Source organism: Pseudomonas sp. TH37 (assembly GCF_016650735.1).
In the GTDB taxonomy this organism is placed as follows: domain Bacteria; phylum Pseudomonadota; class Gammaproteobacteria; order Pseudomonadales; family Pseudomonadaceae; genus Aquipseudomonas; species Aquipseudomonas farris.
Map to the genome: position 1 here is coordinate 153026 of NZ_JAEKFD010000002.1, position 14023 is coordinate 167048.

Below are 14023 nucleotides of genomic sequence, written 5' to 3' on the forward strand. Positions count from 1 at the left end.
CGAATTAATCGTCAGGCGTTGAAGTAGAGGTCTTTGAATGCGTCAGCGTGACGCCGTAAGGGTCGAGGCCCGTAATGGCAGGTGTTACAGATGGGAGCAATGGTTGTGCGGGGCGCCCCTTTAAGGAACACCGGCCCTGCGATCCTTTGATCGACCAACCCTTTGCCCGAATTCACCCCATGTGGCGAGGGAGCTTGCTCCCGCTGGGCCGCGAGGCGGCCCCAATCCCGGCGATCACGGTTTTTCAGACCTACCGCATGCTCAGGCTTTGCGACTGCTGCGCAGCCGAACGGGGGCAAGCCCCCTCGCCACAAAAAGCCTGTGGTCTCAGATTAATGGTCAGGACGGCGGATCGAGGTTATCCAACACTCGATTCACCGCCAACTCACCAAGCATGACCACCGATTGAATCCCCAACATCACGTTGCGATGTGGCATATCCATCAAGCCGGCGAACTCACTGAGCATCATGCTGGCCGATGCCAGGGATTCGCAGGCGTTGACCAGCAGGGTTTCGTTATCGACCTTCGCACCCATATGGTAAATGGTGCTGGGTTTGCGCTTGGTGTCTTTGGGGATGGGCGGCTTGAGGTAATGGTCGAGGGCGCGGTCGGCGGCTTCGTTGAGCTTTTTGGAATCGAGGGATTCGTAGGGGGATGTTGGATCGGTTTCCGGTGGGTTGGGTGTCGGTTTGAACATGGTGAAGCTCCTTGATGAGTGGAGCTACCGCCGTTCGCGGTCAAACGAACAAGGTGGCAGCTGTACGCGGGTTGACCGACCGGACATCAAGGAATCCGGCACACCCGAAGGTGTCCCACGCACAGCCACCGCGACACGATATTTCAGACATGCCTGAAACAGGTCTTGGACGCTGGCGCGCCTTGATTGATTCGGACGGTCAAATCCGATCGCTGATTCGTCAGCGACCCGGAAACGATAGAGCCCGGCCTCAAGGCGCACAAGCCGGCGGATTCTGGCGTAGTCGTAGGCAACGGCGCAAGGATGTGTAGCCTGGGTGAGTGTCTGGAAGTGTCATTTACAGTGCTTGTTTAACCGTCTGCCACCGAGCCTTGTGGTGGCGGTACTGGCCTCATCGCGGGCAAGCCCGCTCCCACAGGTATCTGCGTTGACCAAAGAATGTGTTTACGACACCAATCACTATGGGAGCGGGCTTGCCCGCGATGAGGCCCGAAAGAACACCCTCAAACCCAGGACCAAATCACCGGAGAATGACCCTAGCGTTGATTATCCCGAAACTGGCTCGGTGACAGGCTGGTCAAGGCGCGGAACTGTCGGCTGAAGGCACTGTGGTCGGTGTAACCGCAGCGCAGGGCGATTTCGGTGATCGGCAGGTCGGTGTGCAGTAACAGCCGCGAACCTTCTTCCAGGCGCGCTTTGTGAATCATCTGCCGTGGGGTGAGCTGAAATACCCGTTTGCAGTGACGCTCCAGTTGCGCCACGGAATAGCCGGCGATGGCGGTCAGTTCGGCGAGGCTGATGGCGCGGGCGAAGTGGCTGCGGATATGCGCATCCACGGCGGCGAGTTTCTGGAAGGCGGGATGGTTGGACTGGGGTGATTGCAGGTCGCGGGAGATCCCGGCCAGGCCAACGATCTGACCTTGTTCATCCTGCAAGGCGAGTTTGTGAGTCAGGCACCAGATCGGCTGATTACCGTAATACAGGTGCAATTCCAGTTGGTCGGACAGTTCGCGGCCGCTGGACAGTACCCGCCTGTCCTGTTCGGTGTACAGCGGGCCGAAGCGTTCAGGGAACACCATTTCGGCGGTGAGCCCCAGCAGTTCCTCGCGATGTTTGAAACCGCAACGCCGGGCCAGGGTCTGGTTGACGAAGGCGTAGCGGGCTTCGCGGTCCTTGATGAAAAACACCACGTCCGCCAGGGTATCGAGCAGCGGCGCAATCGGCTGCAGACTGTTGAGCAGCGTTGGCAGGTCGCAGGGTTTGAAGGTGCTGAGCGAGGGGTACATGGCGCTGGGGTCTGATGGCGACCCCGGGATCATAGAGGCTCGGCAGCGTGGCCGAAACCCCCGACGGGGAATCAGGCTGGCGGGGTGTCGTCCAGGCACATCAAGGTCTCGATTCGCGCCGGGCTGAAGGGTGGGCGGGGCGCCGAGGGTTGCCAGCCAAACAGATGCTGCACCGCACCGCCACACACCCGGCCCTGACAGGCGCCCATGCCGCAACGGCTGGCCAGCTTGGCTTCGCGCCAGTCAGTGTGCCCGGCCAATGCGGCGTAAGGCACGTCTTCGCAGCGGCAGACCAGGGTGTCGGATCGGGCCAAAGACTTGAGTTGCGGGTCGAGGGCGAATGCCTGATTCAGTGCCTTGGCGAAACCCTGCCAGCGTGTCCGGCGCGGCCACAATTGGCGGGCCGCTTCAAGGTTACCGACCGCCGCGTGGCCAGCAATTTCACCTTCGACCAACGCCAGTTCACTGCCACCAAACCCGGTGCATTCACCCGCCGCATAATGATCGACGCGGCTGCTGGCCTGCCAGGCATCCACCGCCAACGCCTGACCTTCGATGGCGTAACCCAGTGCCTGGCCCAATTGAATGTTCGGGATCAAGCCGAAACCACAGGCCAGCCGATCACATTCCAGTTCGATGATTTTGCCTTGCTGTTGCAGGCGCACGCCTTCCAGCCGGTCAGTGCCAAGGGCGGCCAGCACATGAGTCGCGGTGCGGTAATGGCGGTCGAACAAGCTGAACGATTGCAACCATTTGGCAGGCCAGCGGGGCAGTTGCGCGGCGAAACCGGCGACGGCAATGCGCGAGGCTTGCTCGGCGATGCGTTGTACTTGGGCGCCATGTTTTTTCGCGGTGGCGGCACTCGCCAGTAATAGCGGGCCGCTGCCGGCGATCACCACGCGCTCACCTTGCACCGGCACACCGGCCTTGATCAGCGCCTGCAAACCACCGGCCCCGGTCACGCCAGGCAACGTCCAGCCGGGGAAGGGCAGCAGCAACTCGCGGGCGCCGGTGCACAGAATCAGTTTGTCGTAGCTGATCAGCCAGCCGTCGTCATCATCTTCGACCAACAGTTGTTTCGGTCCGGGACTGGCGATCACCCGGGTGCCGGCGTGATGGCGGATGTTGCTGCAAGACTGCAAACGCTCACGCAGACGACGGGCCTGATCGGGCACGTTGGCTTGAGGGCCGTCACGCCAGATTTGCCCGCCCGGCAGCGGATTGTCGTCGAGCATGACGATGCGTGCGCCGCTGGGGGCGGCGGCAAGGGCGGCGGCCATGCCAGCGGGGCCGGCACCGATGATCAGCAGATCGGCGTATTCATTCATGGGCGTGTCTCCACCTGCATGCCGTCTCGGCACAAAGTCTGACAGGCGAGGCGTCGCCGGCCGTCGATGGTCACCCGACATTCCTGGCAAATGCCCATGCCGCACAGCGGTGCGCGGCGCTGTCCACTGACCGACGTGCGTGTGCAGCCGTCGCTGCCCAACGCCAAGGCAGCGGCGACGCTGGTGCCCTCGGCAACCTTCAAGGCGCGGCCGTCCAGCAGCAATTCAGGCATAGACAGGTTCTCCGAGAAAACGCTGGGGCAGATAGGGTTGTGCGGCCAATGGCGGGGTTTCATTGAACAGTTGCGCCACCAGCAAGTCGGCGGTGCCGGGGGCCGTGGTGACGCCCAGCCCTTCGTGACCGACGGCCAGCCACAAGCCTTGGCGCTGCGGATGTTGGCCCACCAGCGGCAGGCCGTCGGGGCTGGCGGCGCGAAAGCCGGTCCAGGCGCGAATGCCGTTGAGCCGGGCCAGCCCTGGCATGTACTCGGCGGCGCGCTTGAGCATTTTCGCCAGCATCCAGCCTTCGACCTGCGGGTCGGTGGTGCCGAATTGCCGCGAGGCACCGATGAACAATTGCCCGGTGGGGCGCGGCTGAATATTGCAGGCGGTCGACGGCCCCGTGGCGTTGTGGGCACTGGTCACGTAACCCAGTTCGACCAAGGTGTGGGTGACGGTGCGGGGGTAGCGGTCGGTAATCAGCAGGTGACCTTTTTTCGGCTCGATGGGCAACTCCGGGCACAGTTCGTTGGCCTGAATGCCGTTGGCCAACACCACCGCTTCGGCACTCAACCAGTGACCGTCATCAAGGCATACGCGGTTGCCATCGACTGCGCTGACCCGTGCCCGACGTTGACGAATGTTCGGCGTGTCGAGCATCCAGCTGGCCGTCGCTGGCGCATAAAGAATGCTGTCGCCATTGATCAACAAACCGCCTTCCAGACCTTCGCGCAGTTCCGGTTCACGCTGACGCAAAGCACTGGCGCTGACCAATTCGCACGCCACGCCCTGGGCTTTCAGGTTCAGGTATTTGCCATGGGCGACCGTCATTTCCTCGGCGTTGGCCGCCAGCCACAGCGTGCCGTTGTTGCGGTAGGCGCAGCCGTCGGGCAGGTCCGGTGCCAGTTCGCGCCAGCGTTGCAGGGAATATTGACTCAGGGCCAGCTCGGCCGGGTTGTCGTCAAGCACCAGCAAATGGCCCATTCCCGCCGCCGTCGCACCGTGCAGGCCGGCGTCCAGCACCAGCACCTGCAAGCCACGACGGGCCAGCGCCTGGGCACAGGTGGCACCGATGATGCCGGCGCCGATCACGATCACATCGGCCACAAGGCCCTCGTTCATGGACGAATGCCCCAGGCGAACGGGTCATCCTGTTCGATGATCAAACTGGCTTCGGCGCTGATAAAGGCCCGGCCGCGAATGGTCGGCACAACGCGCTCGCCCTGCCATTCGTAAGAGCCTTCGAACTCGCTGCCGATGACACTGGCCTGGCGCCAGATCTGCCCCGGTTGCAGTTTGTCGTCCGCTGCCAGGCACGCCAGTTTGGCACTGGTGCCGGTGCCGCACGGTGAGCGGTCATAAGCCTTGCCGGGGCAGAGGACAAAGTTGCGGCTGTCGGCGTGATCGTCATCGCTGAACAGCTCGACATGGTCGATCAGCCCGCCGTCTTCGCCACGAATACCCTGGGCCTCCAGCGCCTGTTGCACGGCGTAGGTATAAGCAGTCAGCGCGTCGAGGTTATCGCCGGCCACCCGTAGGCCATGCTCGGCGATCAGGAAAAACCAGTTGCCGCCCCAGGCGATATCGCCGACCACCTGACCGACATCTGGCACCTGCAAGACCAGCGCCTTGCGGTAACGGTAGGCCGGCACATTGCGCACGCTGACCGAATGATCTTCGTGCAGGGTCGCCTGCACCGTACCCACCGGGGTCTCGATGCGGTGCACGCCGGGGCTGATCTTGCCCAGATGCGCCAACGACGCCACCAGGCCAATAGTGCCGTGGCCGCACATGCCCAGGTAACCGGTATTGTTGAAGAAAATTACTCCGGCACAGGCGCTCGGGTCCACAGGTGTGCAGAGTAGGGCGCCCACCAGCACGTCGCTGCCACGGGGTTCCAGCACACAAGCGGCGCGCCATTGATCGTGATGTTCGGCGAGCAGCTTGCGGCGTTCGGCCATGCTGCCGGTGCCCAAATCAGGAAAGCCGGCAGTAACCAGACGGGTCGGTTCGCCGCCGGTGTGGGAGTCGATCACGGTGATGCGTTTCATGGGAGGGCCACGTCCGTTCAGATGAGTGAACGAAAGAGTGGCCTGTGCAGCGGGGTGTCGGCTTGATGGATTTATCCTGTGCCGATGACGAAATCAGCACAGCATTCTAGTAGTCAGTGCGCGTGAGGCAGGTGCTCGAACAGGGTCTTGCAGACCCCGGCAATGTGCTCGTCCAGCAGCTTCACCGCCAGATCCACATCCCCGGCACGACAGGCTTTGATGATCTCACGGTGCTCGTGATCAGCCCGTTCCTTGCCGGCCGACAGGCTCATCTGCATGCGCAAGTAGCGCTCCAGCTTGTCGTTGACCGAACGAATCAGGCTGACCAGAAACGGCCGTTGCGCCGGCTCGTAAAGGCAAGCGTGCAGTTCCCAATTGAGCTCGGCCCAGCGGCCCACGTCGTCCTCGCCGATGAACTCCTGACAGATACGCTCGGCACGGGCGAAGGTTTCTTCGGTCATGTTGGGAATGGCCAGGCGCAGTATCTTGTCCTCCAGCAACATTCGCACTTCGAACATCTGCGCCAGCTCGGCATCGGAAACCCGCGTGACCATCGCCCCGCGATTGCGCTGGAACATCACCAGCCCTTCGGCCTCCAGCCGCTTGAGGGCCTCGCGCACCGGAATTTTGCTGACGTTGAACTGGCGGGCGATGTCGTCCTGGCGAATCGGCTCATCTTCGGCGAAATGTCCGGCGACGATCGCGTCCCGCAGATGACGGGTGATGATTTCCGAGGTTGAAGGTGTATTGCCAAGGTCGGGGGCGTTGAGTTTGGGTAGGTTCACGGCAGCGGTCGTTTGGAGTGAGATGGCGATAGGGTATACGAAATTCTTTCGCTGCGAAGTTCCAGACGATGGCCGCCCCAAGAAAGGCATCAGCGGGGCGTCACCCAGACGCTTCGCGTGGGATCTCAATGATCTGAATAATCATTCGACGGCGCGTCGGCCCGGGTTTGGAGCGGGAGGGCCGAGTGGATATCTGCGCGAAGCCGATTATGCTTCAAGAAACCTTGCAGCGATGCGAGGCCGTCAGCCTGTTTCCATGCTTTGCGTAGTCCTTGATCCGATGACATCAGCCCTGGGGCCTGGGTGCGTTAAATAGGTAATGAGGTACTCCGGCCTACAACAAGAGCAAGACGGAGAAGACTCATGGCCGCAATCGACAACACATCCACGGGCAGTGCGCCCCACCACGGGATCACCAGGGAGGAGCGCAAGGTCATTTTCGCCTCGTCCCTGGGCACCGTGTTCGAGTGGTACGACTTCTACCTTTACGGCTCCCTCGCCGCGATCATAGCGAAGCACTTCTTCGCCGGCGTCAATGAGACAACGTCCTTCATCTTCGCGCTGCTCGCGTTCGCCGCCGGCTTCGCTGTGCGTCCCTTCGGCGCCATTGTGTTCGGCCGACTGGGCGACATGATCGGGCGCAAGCACACGTTCCTCATCACCATTGTCATCATGGGTATCTCCACCGCCATAGTGGGCTTTCTGCCCGGCTATGCGACCATCGGCGTGGCGGCACCGGTCATCCTGATCACCCTGCGCCTGTTGCAAGGCCTGGCCCTGGGCGGTGAGTACGGCGGCGCGGCGACCTACGTGGCCGAACATGCGCCCAAAGGCAAGCGCGGCTACTTCACCTCGTGGATCCAGACCACCGCGACCCTCGGCCTGTTTCTTTCGCTGCTGGTGATCCTCGCCTGCCGAACCATTCTCGGCACCGAAGCCTTCGAGGCCTGGGGCTGGCGGATTCCCTTCCTGCTGTCGATCCTGCTGCTGATCGTCTCGGTGTACATCCGCTTGCAACTCAGCGAGTCACCGGTGTTCTTGAAGATGAAGGAAGAAGGCAAGTCGTCCAAGGCGCCGCTGACCGAATCCTTCGCCCGCTGGGAAAACCTCAAGATAGTGATCATGGCGCTGCTTGGCGGTACCGCTGGGCAGGCGGTGGTCTGGTACACCGGACAGTTCTATGCGCTGTTTTTCCTGCTGCAGACGCTGAAGATCGACCCGCAGACCGCCAACTATCTGATTGCCGGCTCGCTGCTGATCGGCACGCCATTCTTCATCGTATTCGGCAGCCTGTCCGACCGCATCGGCCGTAAGGGAATCATCATGGCGGGCTGCATCCTCGCGGCGCTGACCTACTTCCCGATTTTCCATGCGTTGACCCAATACGGTAACCCCGACGTATTCGCCGCGCAGGAGAAGAATCCGGTCACGGTGATCGCCGATCAGAGTAAGTGCTCGTTCCAGTTCGACCCGGTGGGCAAGGCCAAATTCACCAGCTCCTGCGACCTTGCCAAGACCCTGCTGGCGAAGAAGGCTATCCCCTACAAAAACGAAAAGGCCGAACCGGGCGCTGTGGCGCAGGTGCGCATCGGCGACAAGGTGATCCCGAGCTTCGAGGGCACCGGCATGCCGGCCGCGGACTTCAAGGCCCGCAACGATGCCTTCGTCGCTACCCTCGGTACCGCCCTCAAGGACGCCGGTTACCCCGAGAAGGCCGACCCGGCGAAGACCAATTACCCGATGGTGTTGTTACTCCTGACCATCCTGGTGATCTACGTCACCATGGTCTACGGCCCGATCGCCGCCTGGCTGGTGGAACTCTTCCCGGCGCGCATTCGCTACACCTCGATGTCGCTGCCGTATCACATCGGCAACGGCTGGTTCGGCGGCTTTCTACCCACGGTGGCATTCGCCATGGTCGCGGCCACGGGGGATATCTACTACGGGCTGTGGTACCCCATCGTCATCGCCGTGATGACGGCCATTCTTGGCACGTTCTTCCTGCCGGAAACCAAGGATCGGGAAATTCATCACACATAGGGTTGGCGCTTGCCCTTTCCCGCGAGGGAGAGGGCAATGTGCGGTATCAGGAGTTTTGAGAGCTAGCGCTTACGTCGATGGCCCGTGATCATCGACAGAGGCAGGTTTTCACGCAAGCGCAGGCTTTCCACCAACGCTGCGACGATATGCACGCAAACCAGCGCGAGCAGCACGTTGGCCATAACCTCATGCACATCACGTAGCCAGTCTTCGCCCCAGAAATAGTCCACTTCTTCCATCAAAAAACCGCTGATGCCCAGGCCGGTCATCAACAGCAGCATGAGGACCATCACCAGTGCACCGATGGGCGAATGCCCCATGCGGTGATAGCCCTTGCCGGAAAACAGCGCCCGGCCATGCTGAACGACCCGCGTCGGAGTCGGCCAGAAGTCTGACCAGCGCGCCGATGGTGGGCCGATGAACCCCCACACCAAACGCACCAGCACGACAGCCACGGCGTAATAGCCGAGCCAGCGATGCCAGCCGTCGCCCTCCTCATTGAGGAAGTAGTCGCTGATGAAGACAACCACCAGGGACCAGTGGCAAACGCGTACGAGGGGGTCCCAGAGGCGCAGGGTTTCAGCTTTCACAGAGGGCCTATTCGATTTCTTCTTTCACGACCTTGCCGGTGACCGGGTCAAAGTAGATCTCGACTTTGCGCTTGTCTTTGTCCCAGCCGTAGATCTCGTAGCAATTGCCGCTCGTGACTTTGAACTTCTTGATGTTGTAGCCCTTGGCCTTGAGGTCTTCCTGAAACTTGGCCTGGTCCTGCCATTGGGCTTTGTCGGCTGTGGTGCATTGAGTACTGGCGAAAGCCAAGGGGGAGGCGGCAAGAAGGGAGAGCAACAGAAGTTTACGCATGGGTTTTCCTCGATATGTTGTTGTTGTCTGACAACGCGAGAGATTCTCAATCACTCTCTGCGCGCTGAAGGTTAGTTGAGCTTTTGATCGCTGTCACGATGTTGCGGGTTGCAAACAAACGCCTAGGAATGCAGGGCGTTAATTCTAATCAGTTAAGACGCAAATCCCTGTGGGAGCGGGCTTGCCCGCGAAGACGGTGGCACAGTCAACATTGATGTCGTCTGACACACCGCTTTCGCGGGCAAGCCCGCTCCCACAGGTTTTGCATCTTAACGGGCCGGCATTGCGGCATTTGATTTCAGGTTTCCACTCAGAACCGGTAGTTGGTGCTCAGCTCCAGAGTCCGTGGTGCTCCGGGGGTGATCAGGTCCACCGAGCCATGGGCCGAGGCGTAATAGTCCTTGTCGAAGACGTTGCGCAAGCGCAGCGCCATGTCCCATTTCGGCAAGTTGTAGAGCAACGCCGCGTCCACAGTGGTGTAAGCGGGCATGACCACCTGGTTGTCCAGGGCGGTGTAACGATCGTCGACATAGTTCGCCCCCATGCCTACGCGCCAGGTATTGGTCAGCGAGCGCACCAGCCAGAGGTTGGCACTGTGACGCGGGGTCAGGGTTGGTGTCTGGCCTTCGTTGGCAACGCCGTTGGTTCGGTTGTTGGACTTGATGATCTCGGCGTCCAGATAGGCATAGCCGGCATAGACCTGCCACTTGTCACTCAACTGCCCGCTGGCGGTCAATTCAAGACCGTCGGTGCGCTGCTCGCCCGACAGGACCAGTTTGGTCGGGTTCGCCGGATCGGTCGTTTTCATGTTGGTGCGTTCCAGACGGAACAGCGCCGCCGTCAACGCCAGGCGATTGTCGAGCAGGTCCCACTTGCCACCGATCTCGAAGTTGGTGGTTTGCTCCGGCTCAAGGTCCTGGTTTGTAGTGCTCAGGGCGAAGACTTCGGAGGAGGGTTGATAAGAACGACTCACCGAAATGTAGTAGGACTGAACCTGATCAGGCTGATAGACCAGGCCTGCGCGCGGGCTCCAGGTGTTGTCGGTTCGGGACATGGTGGCACGCGTCAGGTCATCCGAATATTCCTGGTCGAACACGTCATAGCGCACACCCAGCAGTGCTTTCCATTGCGGGGTCAGTTCAATCAGATCCTGGACATAGAAACCGGCCGTGTCCTGGGTAGTGGTGCCCTTGGCGGTTTGTCGGTTGGCCTGGAACGGTACGTCGACCAAGCCATCGCGGTACACCGGGACCCGCGCTACGTTGTTCTGGCTGAAGACCGATTGATCCTTGATCTGACGTCCCAGTTCCACGCCATAGAGCAGGTTGTGGTTCATCCCCGCGAGCGTGGTCTGTTGCTTCAGTTCGGTCTGGTTGAACCAGCCGTCTTCCTTGCGCTGCACATTGCCGCGATTGAGCTTTACCAACAGCTCGCCGTTGGGCGCGGTGACGAAACGTGTCGGGCTGGAGTCGGCGAGTGTGTTGTTGCGATCCAGATCGTAGTGGTAGTAGCGGCTGGTGTTGCTCAGGGTGAAGTCGTCGTTGATGCGGTAGTCGACGCCAGCCGTGAACGAAAACACTTCGCTGCGGGTGTAATCGTCATCCGGGTCGGCGGAACCGAAGCGCTTGTCCCGATCGACATCGACCGGGCGATCGCCCCGCGCGGGAATACCGAAGTCGATCAAGCGTTTGTCGTAGAGGTACGTCGCCCCCAGGTTCAGCTCAAGATCGTCGGAGAGCTTGAAGTAGGCCGAAGGCGCAATGGCCTTGCGATCGATATAGCCGTCATCGCGGAAGGTGTCGCTGTTCTCCAGCGCACCGGTCACCCGGAATGCCTTGTCGTTTTGCTGCTGATCGGCCCAGCTGGCGTCGAACTGCGTGCGCTTTTTACCCTCGCTGTCGAAGCTGACACCTACTTCCTGTTTGGGAGTGAAGTTGGGTTTCTTGCTGATGCTATTGATCAGGCCACCGGATGAACCACGGCCATAGAGCACCGCTGCCGGCCCCTTGATCACTTCCACGCGCTCGACGTTGGACAGATCGCGGAAGTACAGCGCGTCGTCACGAACGCCGTCGACGTACATGTCGCCGATGGCACTGAAGCCGCGAATGGTGACCTGGTCGCGCTGGCCATCGCCATTGGAAAGGCCGACACCGGGGACGTTCTTCAACACGTCTTCCATCGACTGCGCGCCCTGATCCTTGATCACGCTCTGGGGGATCACGTTCACCGTTTGCGGGATATCCCGCAGCGGGGCGTCGATCTTCAGCGCACTGCGGCTGTCGGTTGGCTTGTAGTTCTGCTCGCTGTAATCACTGGTCACAGCGGTTGCAGGCAGGGCCAATGCCGATTGGGTTTCTGCTTGCAAATCAGGTACTGCAAAAAGCCCCAGCAGTGAGAGAGAGGCGGGGTAAATGCGCGGTAAAGCCACCATGAGCTCCTTTTTTAGTTATTGCGCTAATGATAACGATTACCTTTTGTAAGTAAATAAATATCATTCACATACAGAATCGACACATTTGCCGTTGACCCATACATGCGGGGAAACGTATATTCGGAAAAACGAATATGTCTGTATTCACCTTTGATGCGTGAACACCCAACGCAGAGAAATCCAATGGCTGACCAACTGACGCCGACCACTGTTTTCAAATGCCTGGCTGACGACAATCGGGTCCGCATGATGCTGCTCATCGCCCGTGAGGGTGAGCTGTGCGTCTGCGAGCTGACCTGTGCGTTGAATGAGAGCCAGCCCAAAGTCTCCAGGCACCTGGCGCAATTGCGTACGTGCGGATTGCTCTCGGACCGTCGGCAGGGCCAATGGGTTTATTACCGACTGCACCCGGATCTGCCGGGCTGGGTGCATCAGGTGCTGACCGTGGTGCTCGAATCCAACGGCCACTGGTTGAGCCCTGATGCCAAACGCCTTGAAGAAATGGGTGACCGTCCCGAACGGGCAGCTGCCTGTTGTCCGGTTCGATGATTCCAGAAGCGCTATTGCGCAGGACAATGACCATGCACGATGACCACATGCCCCAACTCGATACCGAACTGGTTGATCTCCCGTCGACCGACAAGCTCGGCATCGAACAAACCTCCAGCCACAAGCCGCGCATTTTGCTGCTGTACGGATCGACCCGTGAGCGTTCCTTCAGTCGCTTGCTGGTCGAGGAGGCCGCCCGATTGCTACAGCACTTCGGTGCCGAGACGCGGGTGTTCAATCCTTCTGGTTTGCCGCTGCCTGATGACGCTGGCGACGATCACCCACGGGTGCAGGAACTGCGCGAGTTGATGATGTGGTCGGAAGGGCAGGTCTGGTGTTCACCAGAACGTCACGGTTCGATGAGCGCGGTCTTCAAGGCGCAGATCGACTGGGTGCCACTCGCGATGGGCGCCGTACGCCCGACCCAGGGCAAGACCCTCGCCGTGATGCAAGTGTGCGGTGGCTCGCAGTCGTTCAACGTAGTTAATCAGTTGCGGGTGCTGGGGCGCTGGATGCGCATGTTCACCATTCCCAACCAATCCTCCGTGCCGAAGGCCTATATGGAGTTCGACGATAACGGCCGGATGAAACCTTCGCCGTTCTACGACCGTGTCGTGGATGTGATGGAAGAGTTGGTGAAATTCACCTTGCTGCTGCGCGACCGTCAGGACTATCTGGTCGATCGATATTCCGAGCGCAAGGAATCGGCGCAAGAACTCATGAAACGTGTCAATCAGCGCTCCATTTGAAGGGGGAAACATGACGATCAAAGTGGGCATCAATGGTTTTGGCCGCATCGGTCGCCTCGCTCTGCGCGCAGCCTGGAGCTGGCCAGAGTTTGAGTTCGTGCAGATCAATGATCCGGCCGGCGACGCAGCAACCCATGCGCACCTGCTGAACTTCGACTCGGTGCATGGTCGTTGGAATTACCAGGCTGACTCCGAAGGCGACAGCATCGTCATCGACGGCAAACGAATCAAAGTTACCGCCAACAAGGCGATTGCCGACACCGATTGGTCGGGCTGCGATCTGGTGATTGAAGCCAGCGGCAAAATGAAGACCGTCGCGGTGCTTCAGGCCTATCTCGACCAAGGCGTGAAGCGCGTGGTGGTCAGCGCTCCGGTGAAGGAGCAGGGCGCGCTGAACATCGTCATGGGCGTCAACCATCAGCTGTTCAACCCGGCGGAACATCGCATCGTCACCGCCGCGTCGTGCACCACCAACTGTCTGGCGCCGGTGGTGAAGGTGATCCACGAGAAACTGGGCATTCGCCACGGTTCGATCACCACCATCCACGACCTGACCAACACTCAAAGCATCCTCGATCAGCCGCACAAGGATCTGCGCCGTGCTCGTGCGTCGGGCATGAGTTTGATCCCGACCAGCACCGGCTCGGCCACCGCCATTGCTGAAATCTTCCCGGAACTGCGCGGGCGCCTGAATGGCCACGCCGTGCGCGTACCGTTGGCCAACGCTTCGCTGACCGATTGTGTCTTTGAAGTCGAGCGCGTTACCACTGTCGAAGAAGTGAATCAGTTCCTCAAGGACGCGTCCGTGAACGAACTGAAAGACATCCTCGGTTTCGAGGAGCGTCCGCTGGTGTCCATCGACTACCGCACCGACCCGCGTTCCTCGATCATCGATGCGTTGTCGACCATGGTCATCAATGGCACCCAGGTCAAGATTTATGCCTGGTACGACAATGAATGGGGTTACGCGAACCGCACCGTCGAACTGGCCAGAATGGTCGGCCTGGCCGTTTAAGGAGCGG

At 60.4% G+C, this 14023-nt stretch carries 14 protein-coding genes; 4 read left to right on the forward strand and 10 right to left on the reverse strand.

The genetic code is table 11. From position 1 onward, the window contains the following. Nucleotides 1–339: 339 nt before the first annotated feature. From JFU11_RS05790 to JFU11_RS05820, 7 genes are all read right to left on the reverse strand, one after another. A complete protein-coding gene (locus JFU11_RS05790; protein ID WP_201060040.1) occupies nt 340–699 on the reverse strand; it encodes a DUF6124 family protein in 360 nt (119 codons plus the stop codon). Between the two features lie 536 nt (nt 700–1235). Further along, entirely contained in the window at nt 1236–1985 is a 750-nt protein-coding gene (locus JFU11_RS05795) for an AraC family transcriptional regulator (protein ID WP_038980169.1), read from the reverse strand. A 71-nt stretch (nt 1986–2056) separates the two neighbouring features. Next, nucleotides 2057–3313: an FAD/NAD(P)-binding oxidoreductase gene (locus JFU11_RS05800; protein ID WP_201060041.1), complete on the reverse strand. Its 1257-nt coding sequence runs from the start codon at nt 3311–3313 to the stop codon at nt 2057–2059. Continuing rightward, nucleotides 3310–3546 carry a (2Fe-2S)-binding protein gene (locus tag JFU11_RS05805; RefSeq protein WP_052965270.1) on the reverse strand — a complete coding sequence of 79 codons (237 nt, stop codon included), beginning with the start codon at nt 3544–3546 and terminating at the stop codon, nt 3310–3312. The genes JFU11_RS05800 and JFU11_RS05805 overlap by 4 nt, the downstream gene beginning before the upstream one ends. Beyond that, nucleotides 3539–4654, reverse strand: coding sequence for an FAD-dependent oxidoreductase (locus JFU11_RS05810; protein ID WP_201060042.1), 1116 nt, complete (start codon nt 4652–4654; stop codon nt 3539–3541). Before JFU11_RS05810 ends, JFU11_RS05805 begins: the two co-directional genes overlap by 8 nt. Next, nucleotides 4651–5583, reverse strand: coding sequence for a 4-hydroxyproline epimerase (locus JFU11_RS05815; protein ID WP_008013051.1), 933 nt, complete (start codon nt 5581–5583; stop codon nt 4651–4653). The genes JFU11_RS05810 and JFU11_RS05815 overlap by 4 nt, the downstream gene beginning before the upstream one ends. Before the next feature lie 113 nt (nt 5584–5696). After that, entirely contained in the window at nt 5697–6368 is a 672-nt protein-coding gene (locus tag JFU11_RS05820; RefSeq protein WP_007900901.1) for a GntR family transcriptional regulator, read from the reverse strand. 363 nt (nt 6369–6731) lie between these two features. Here JFU11_RS05820 and JFU11_RS05825 point away from each other — a divergent pair, with 363 nt between their 5' ends. Next, the gene (locus tag JFU11_RS05825; protein WP_201060043.1) at nt 6732–8408 is read left to right on the forward strand and encodes an MFS transporter; all 1677 of its coding nucleotides are present in this window, start codon (nt 6732–6734) and stop codon (nt 8406–8408) included. 62 nt (nt 8409–8470) lie between these two features. Here the strand turns inward: JFU11_RS05825 and JFU11_RS05830 are convergent, their stop codons facing one another. The 3 genes from JFU11_RS05830 to JFU11_RS05840 form a co-directional block, all read right to left on the reverse strand. Next, nucleotides 8471–8998 (reverse strand): cytochrome b/b6 domain-containing protein, encoded by a 528-nt coding sequence (locus JFU11_RS05830; RefSeq protein WP_123721040.1) that lies wholly within the window; start codon nt 8996–8998, stop codon nt 8471–8473. Nucleotides 8999–9005: 7 nt separating this feature from the next. Then, the gene (locus JFU11_RS05835; protein ID WP_123721041.1) at nt 9006–9269 is read right to left on the reverse strand and encodes a PepSY domain-containing protein; all 264 of its coding nucleotides are present in this window, start codon (nt 9267–9269) and stop codon (nt 9006–9008) included. 310 nt (nt 9270–9579) lie between these two features. After that, nucleotides 9580–11703 (reverse strand): TonB-dependent siderophore receptor, encoded by a 2124-nt coding sequence (locus JFU11_RS05840; protein ID WP_201121241.1) that lies wholly within the window; start codon nt 11701–11703, stop codon nt 9580–9582. A gap of 183 nt (nt 11704–11886) precedes the next feature. Between JFU11_RS05840 and JFU11_RS05845 the strand changes: the two genes are divergently transcribed. From JFU11_RS05845 to JFU11_RS05855, 3 genes are read left to right on the forward strand one after another with little or no spacing between them, the layout of a single operon-like run. Beyond that, nucleotides 11887–12252 carry a metalloregulator ArsR/SmtB family transcription factor gene (locus tag JFU11_RS05845; RefSeq protein WP_201060045.1) on the forward strand — a complete coding sequence of 122 codons (366 nt, stop codon included), beginning with the start codon at nt 11887–11889 and terminating at the stop codon, nt 12250–12252. Between the two features lie 32 nt (nt 12253–12284). Next, the gene (gene arsH, locus JFU11_RS05850; protein WP_052965265.1) at nt 12285–13001 is read left to right on the forward strand and encodes an arsenical resistance protein ArsH; all 717 of its coding nucleotides are present in this window, start codon (nt 12285–12287) and stop codon (nt 12999–13001) included. A 10-nt stretch (nt 13002–13011) separates the two neighbouring features. After that, nucleotides 13012–14016, forward strand: coding sequence for an ArsJ-associated glyceraldehyde-3-phosphate dehydrogenase (locus JFU11_RS05855; protein ID WP_201060046.1), 1005 nt, complete (start codon nt 13012–13014; stop codon nt 14014–14016). Nucleotides 14017–14023 lie beyond the last annotated feature (7 nt).

What these genes read in the sequence shown, in the direction of transcription:
- JFU11_RS05815 (WP_008013051.1), bottom strand. Translation starts at nt 5,583, where the DNA reads ATGAAACGCATCACCGTGATCGACTCCCACACCGGCGGCGAACCGACC.
- JFU11_RS05825 (WP_201060043.1), top strand. Translation starts at nt 6,732, where the DNA reads ATGGCCGCAATCGACAACACATCCACGGGCAGTGCGCCCCACCACGGG.
- JFU11_RS05805 (WP_052965270.1), bottom strand. Translation starts at nt 3,546, where the DNA reads ATGCCTGAATTGCTGCTGGACGGCCGCGCCTTGAAGGTTGCCGAGGGC.
- JFU11_RS05800 (WP_201060041.1), bottom strand. Translation starts at nt 3,313, where the DNA reads ATGAATGAATACGCCGATCTGCTGATCATCGGTGCCGGCCCCGCTGGC.
- JFU11_RS05795 (WP_038980169.1), bottom strand. Translation starts at nt 1,985, where the DNA reads ATGTACCCCTCGCTCAGCACCTTCAAACCCTGCGACCTGCCAACGCTG.
- JFU11_RS05835 (WP_123721041.1), bottom strand. Translation starts at nt 9,269, where the DNA reads ATGCGTAAACTTCTGTTGCTCTCCCTTCTTGCCGCCTCCCCCTTGGCT.
- JFU11_RS05810 (WP_201060042.1), bottom strand. Translation starts at nt 4,654, where the DNA reads ATGAACGAGGGCCTTGTGGCCGATGTGATCGTGATCGGCGCCGGCATC.
- JFU11_RS05840 (WP_201121241.1), bottom strand. Translation starts at nt 11,703, where the DNA reads ATGGTGGCTTTACCGCGCATTTACCCCGCCTCTCTCTCACTGCTGGGG.
- JFU11_RS05845 (WP_201060045.1), top strand. Translation starts at nt 11,887, where the DNA reads ATGGCTGACCAACTGACGCCGACCACTGTTTTCAAATGCCTGGCTGAC.
- JFU11_RS05790 (WP_201060040.1), bottom strand. Translation starts at nt 699, where the DNA reads ATGTTCAAACCGACACCCAACCCACCGGAAACCGATCCAACATCCCCC.
- JFU11_RS05855 (WP_201060046.1), top strand. Translation starts at nt 13,012, where the DNA reads ATGACGATCAAAGTGGGCATCAATGGTTTTGGCCGCATCGGTCGCCTC.
- arsH (WP_052965265.1), top strand. Translation starts at nt 12,285, where the DNA reads ATGCACGATGACCACATGCCCCAACTCGATACCGAACTGGTTGATCTC.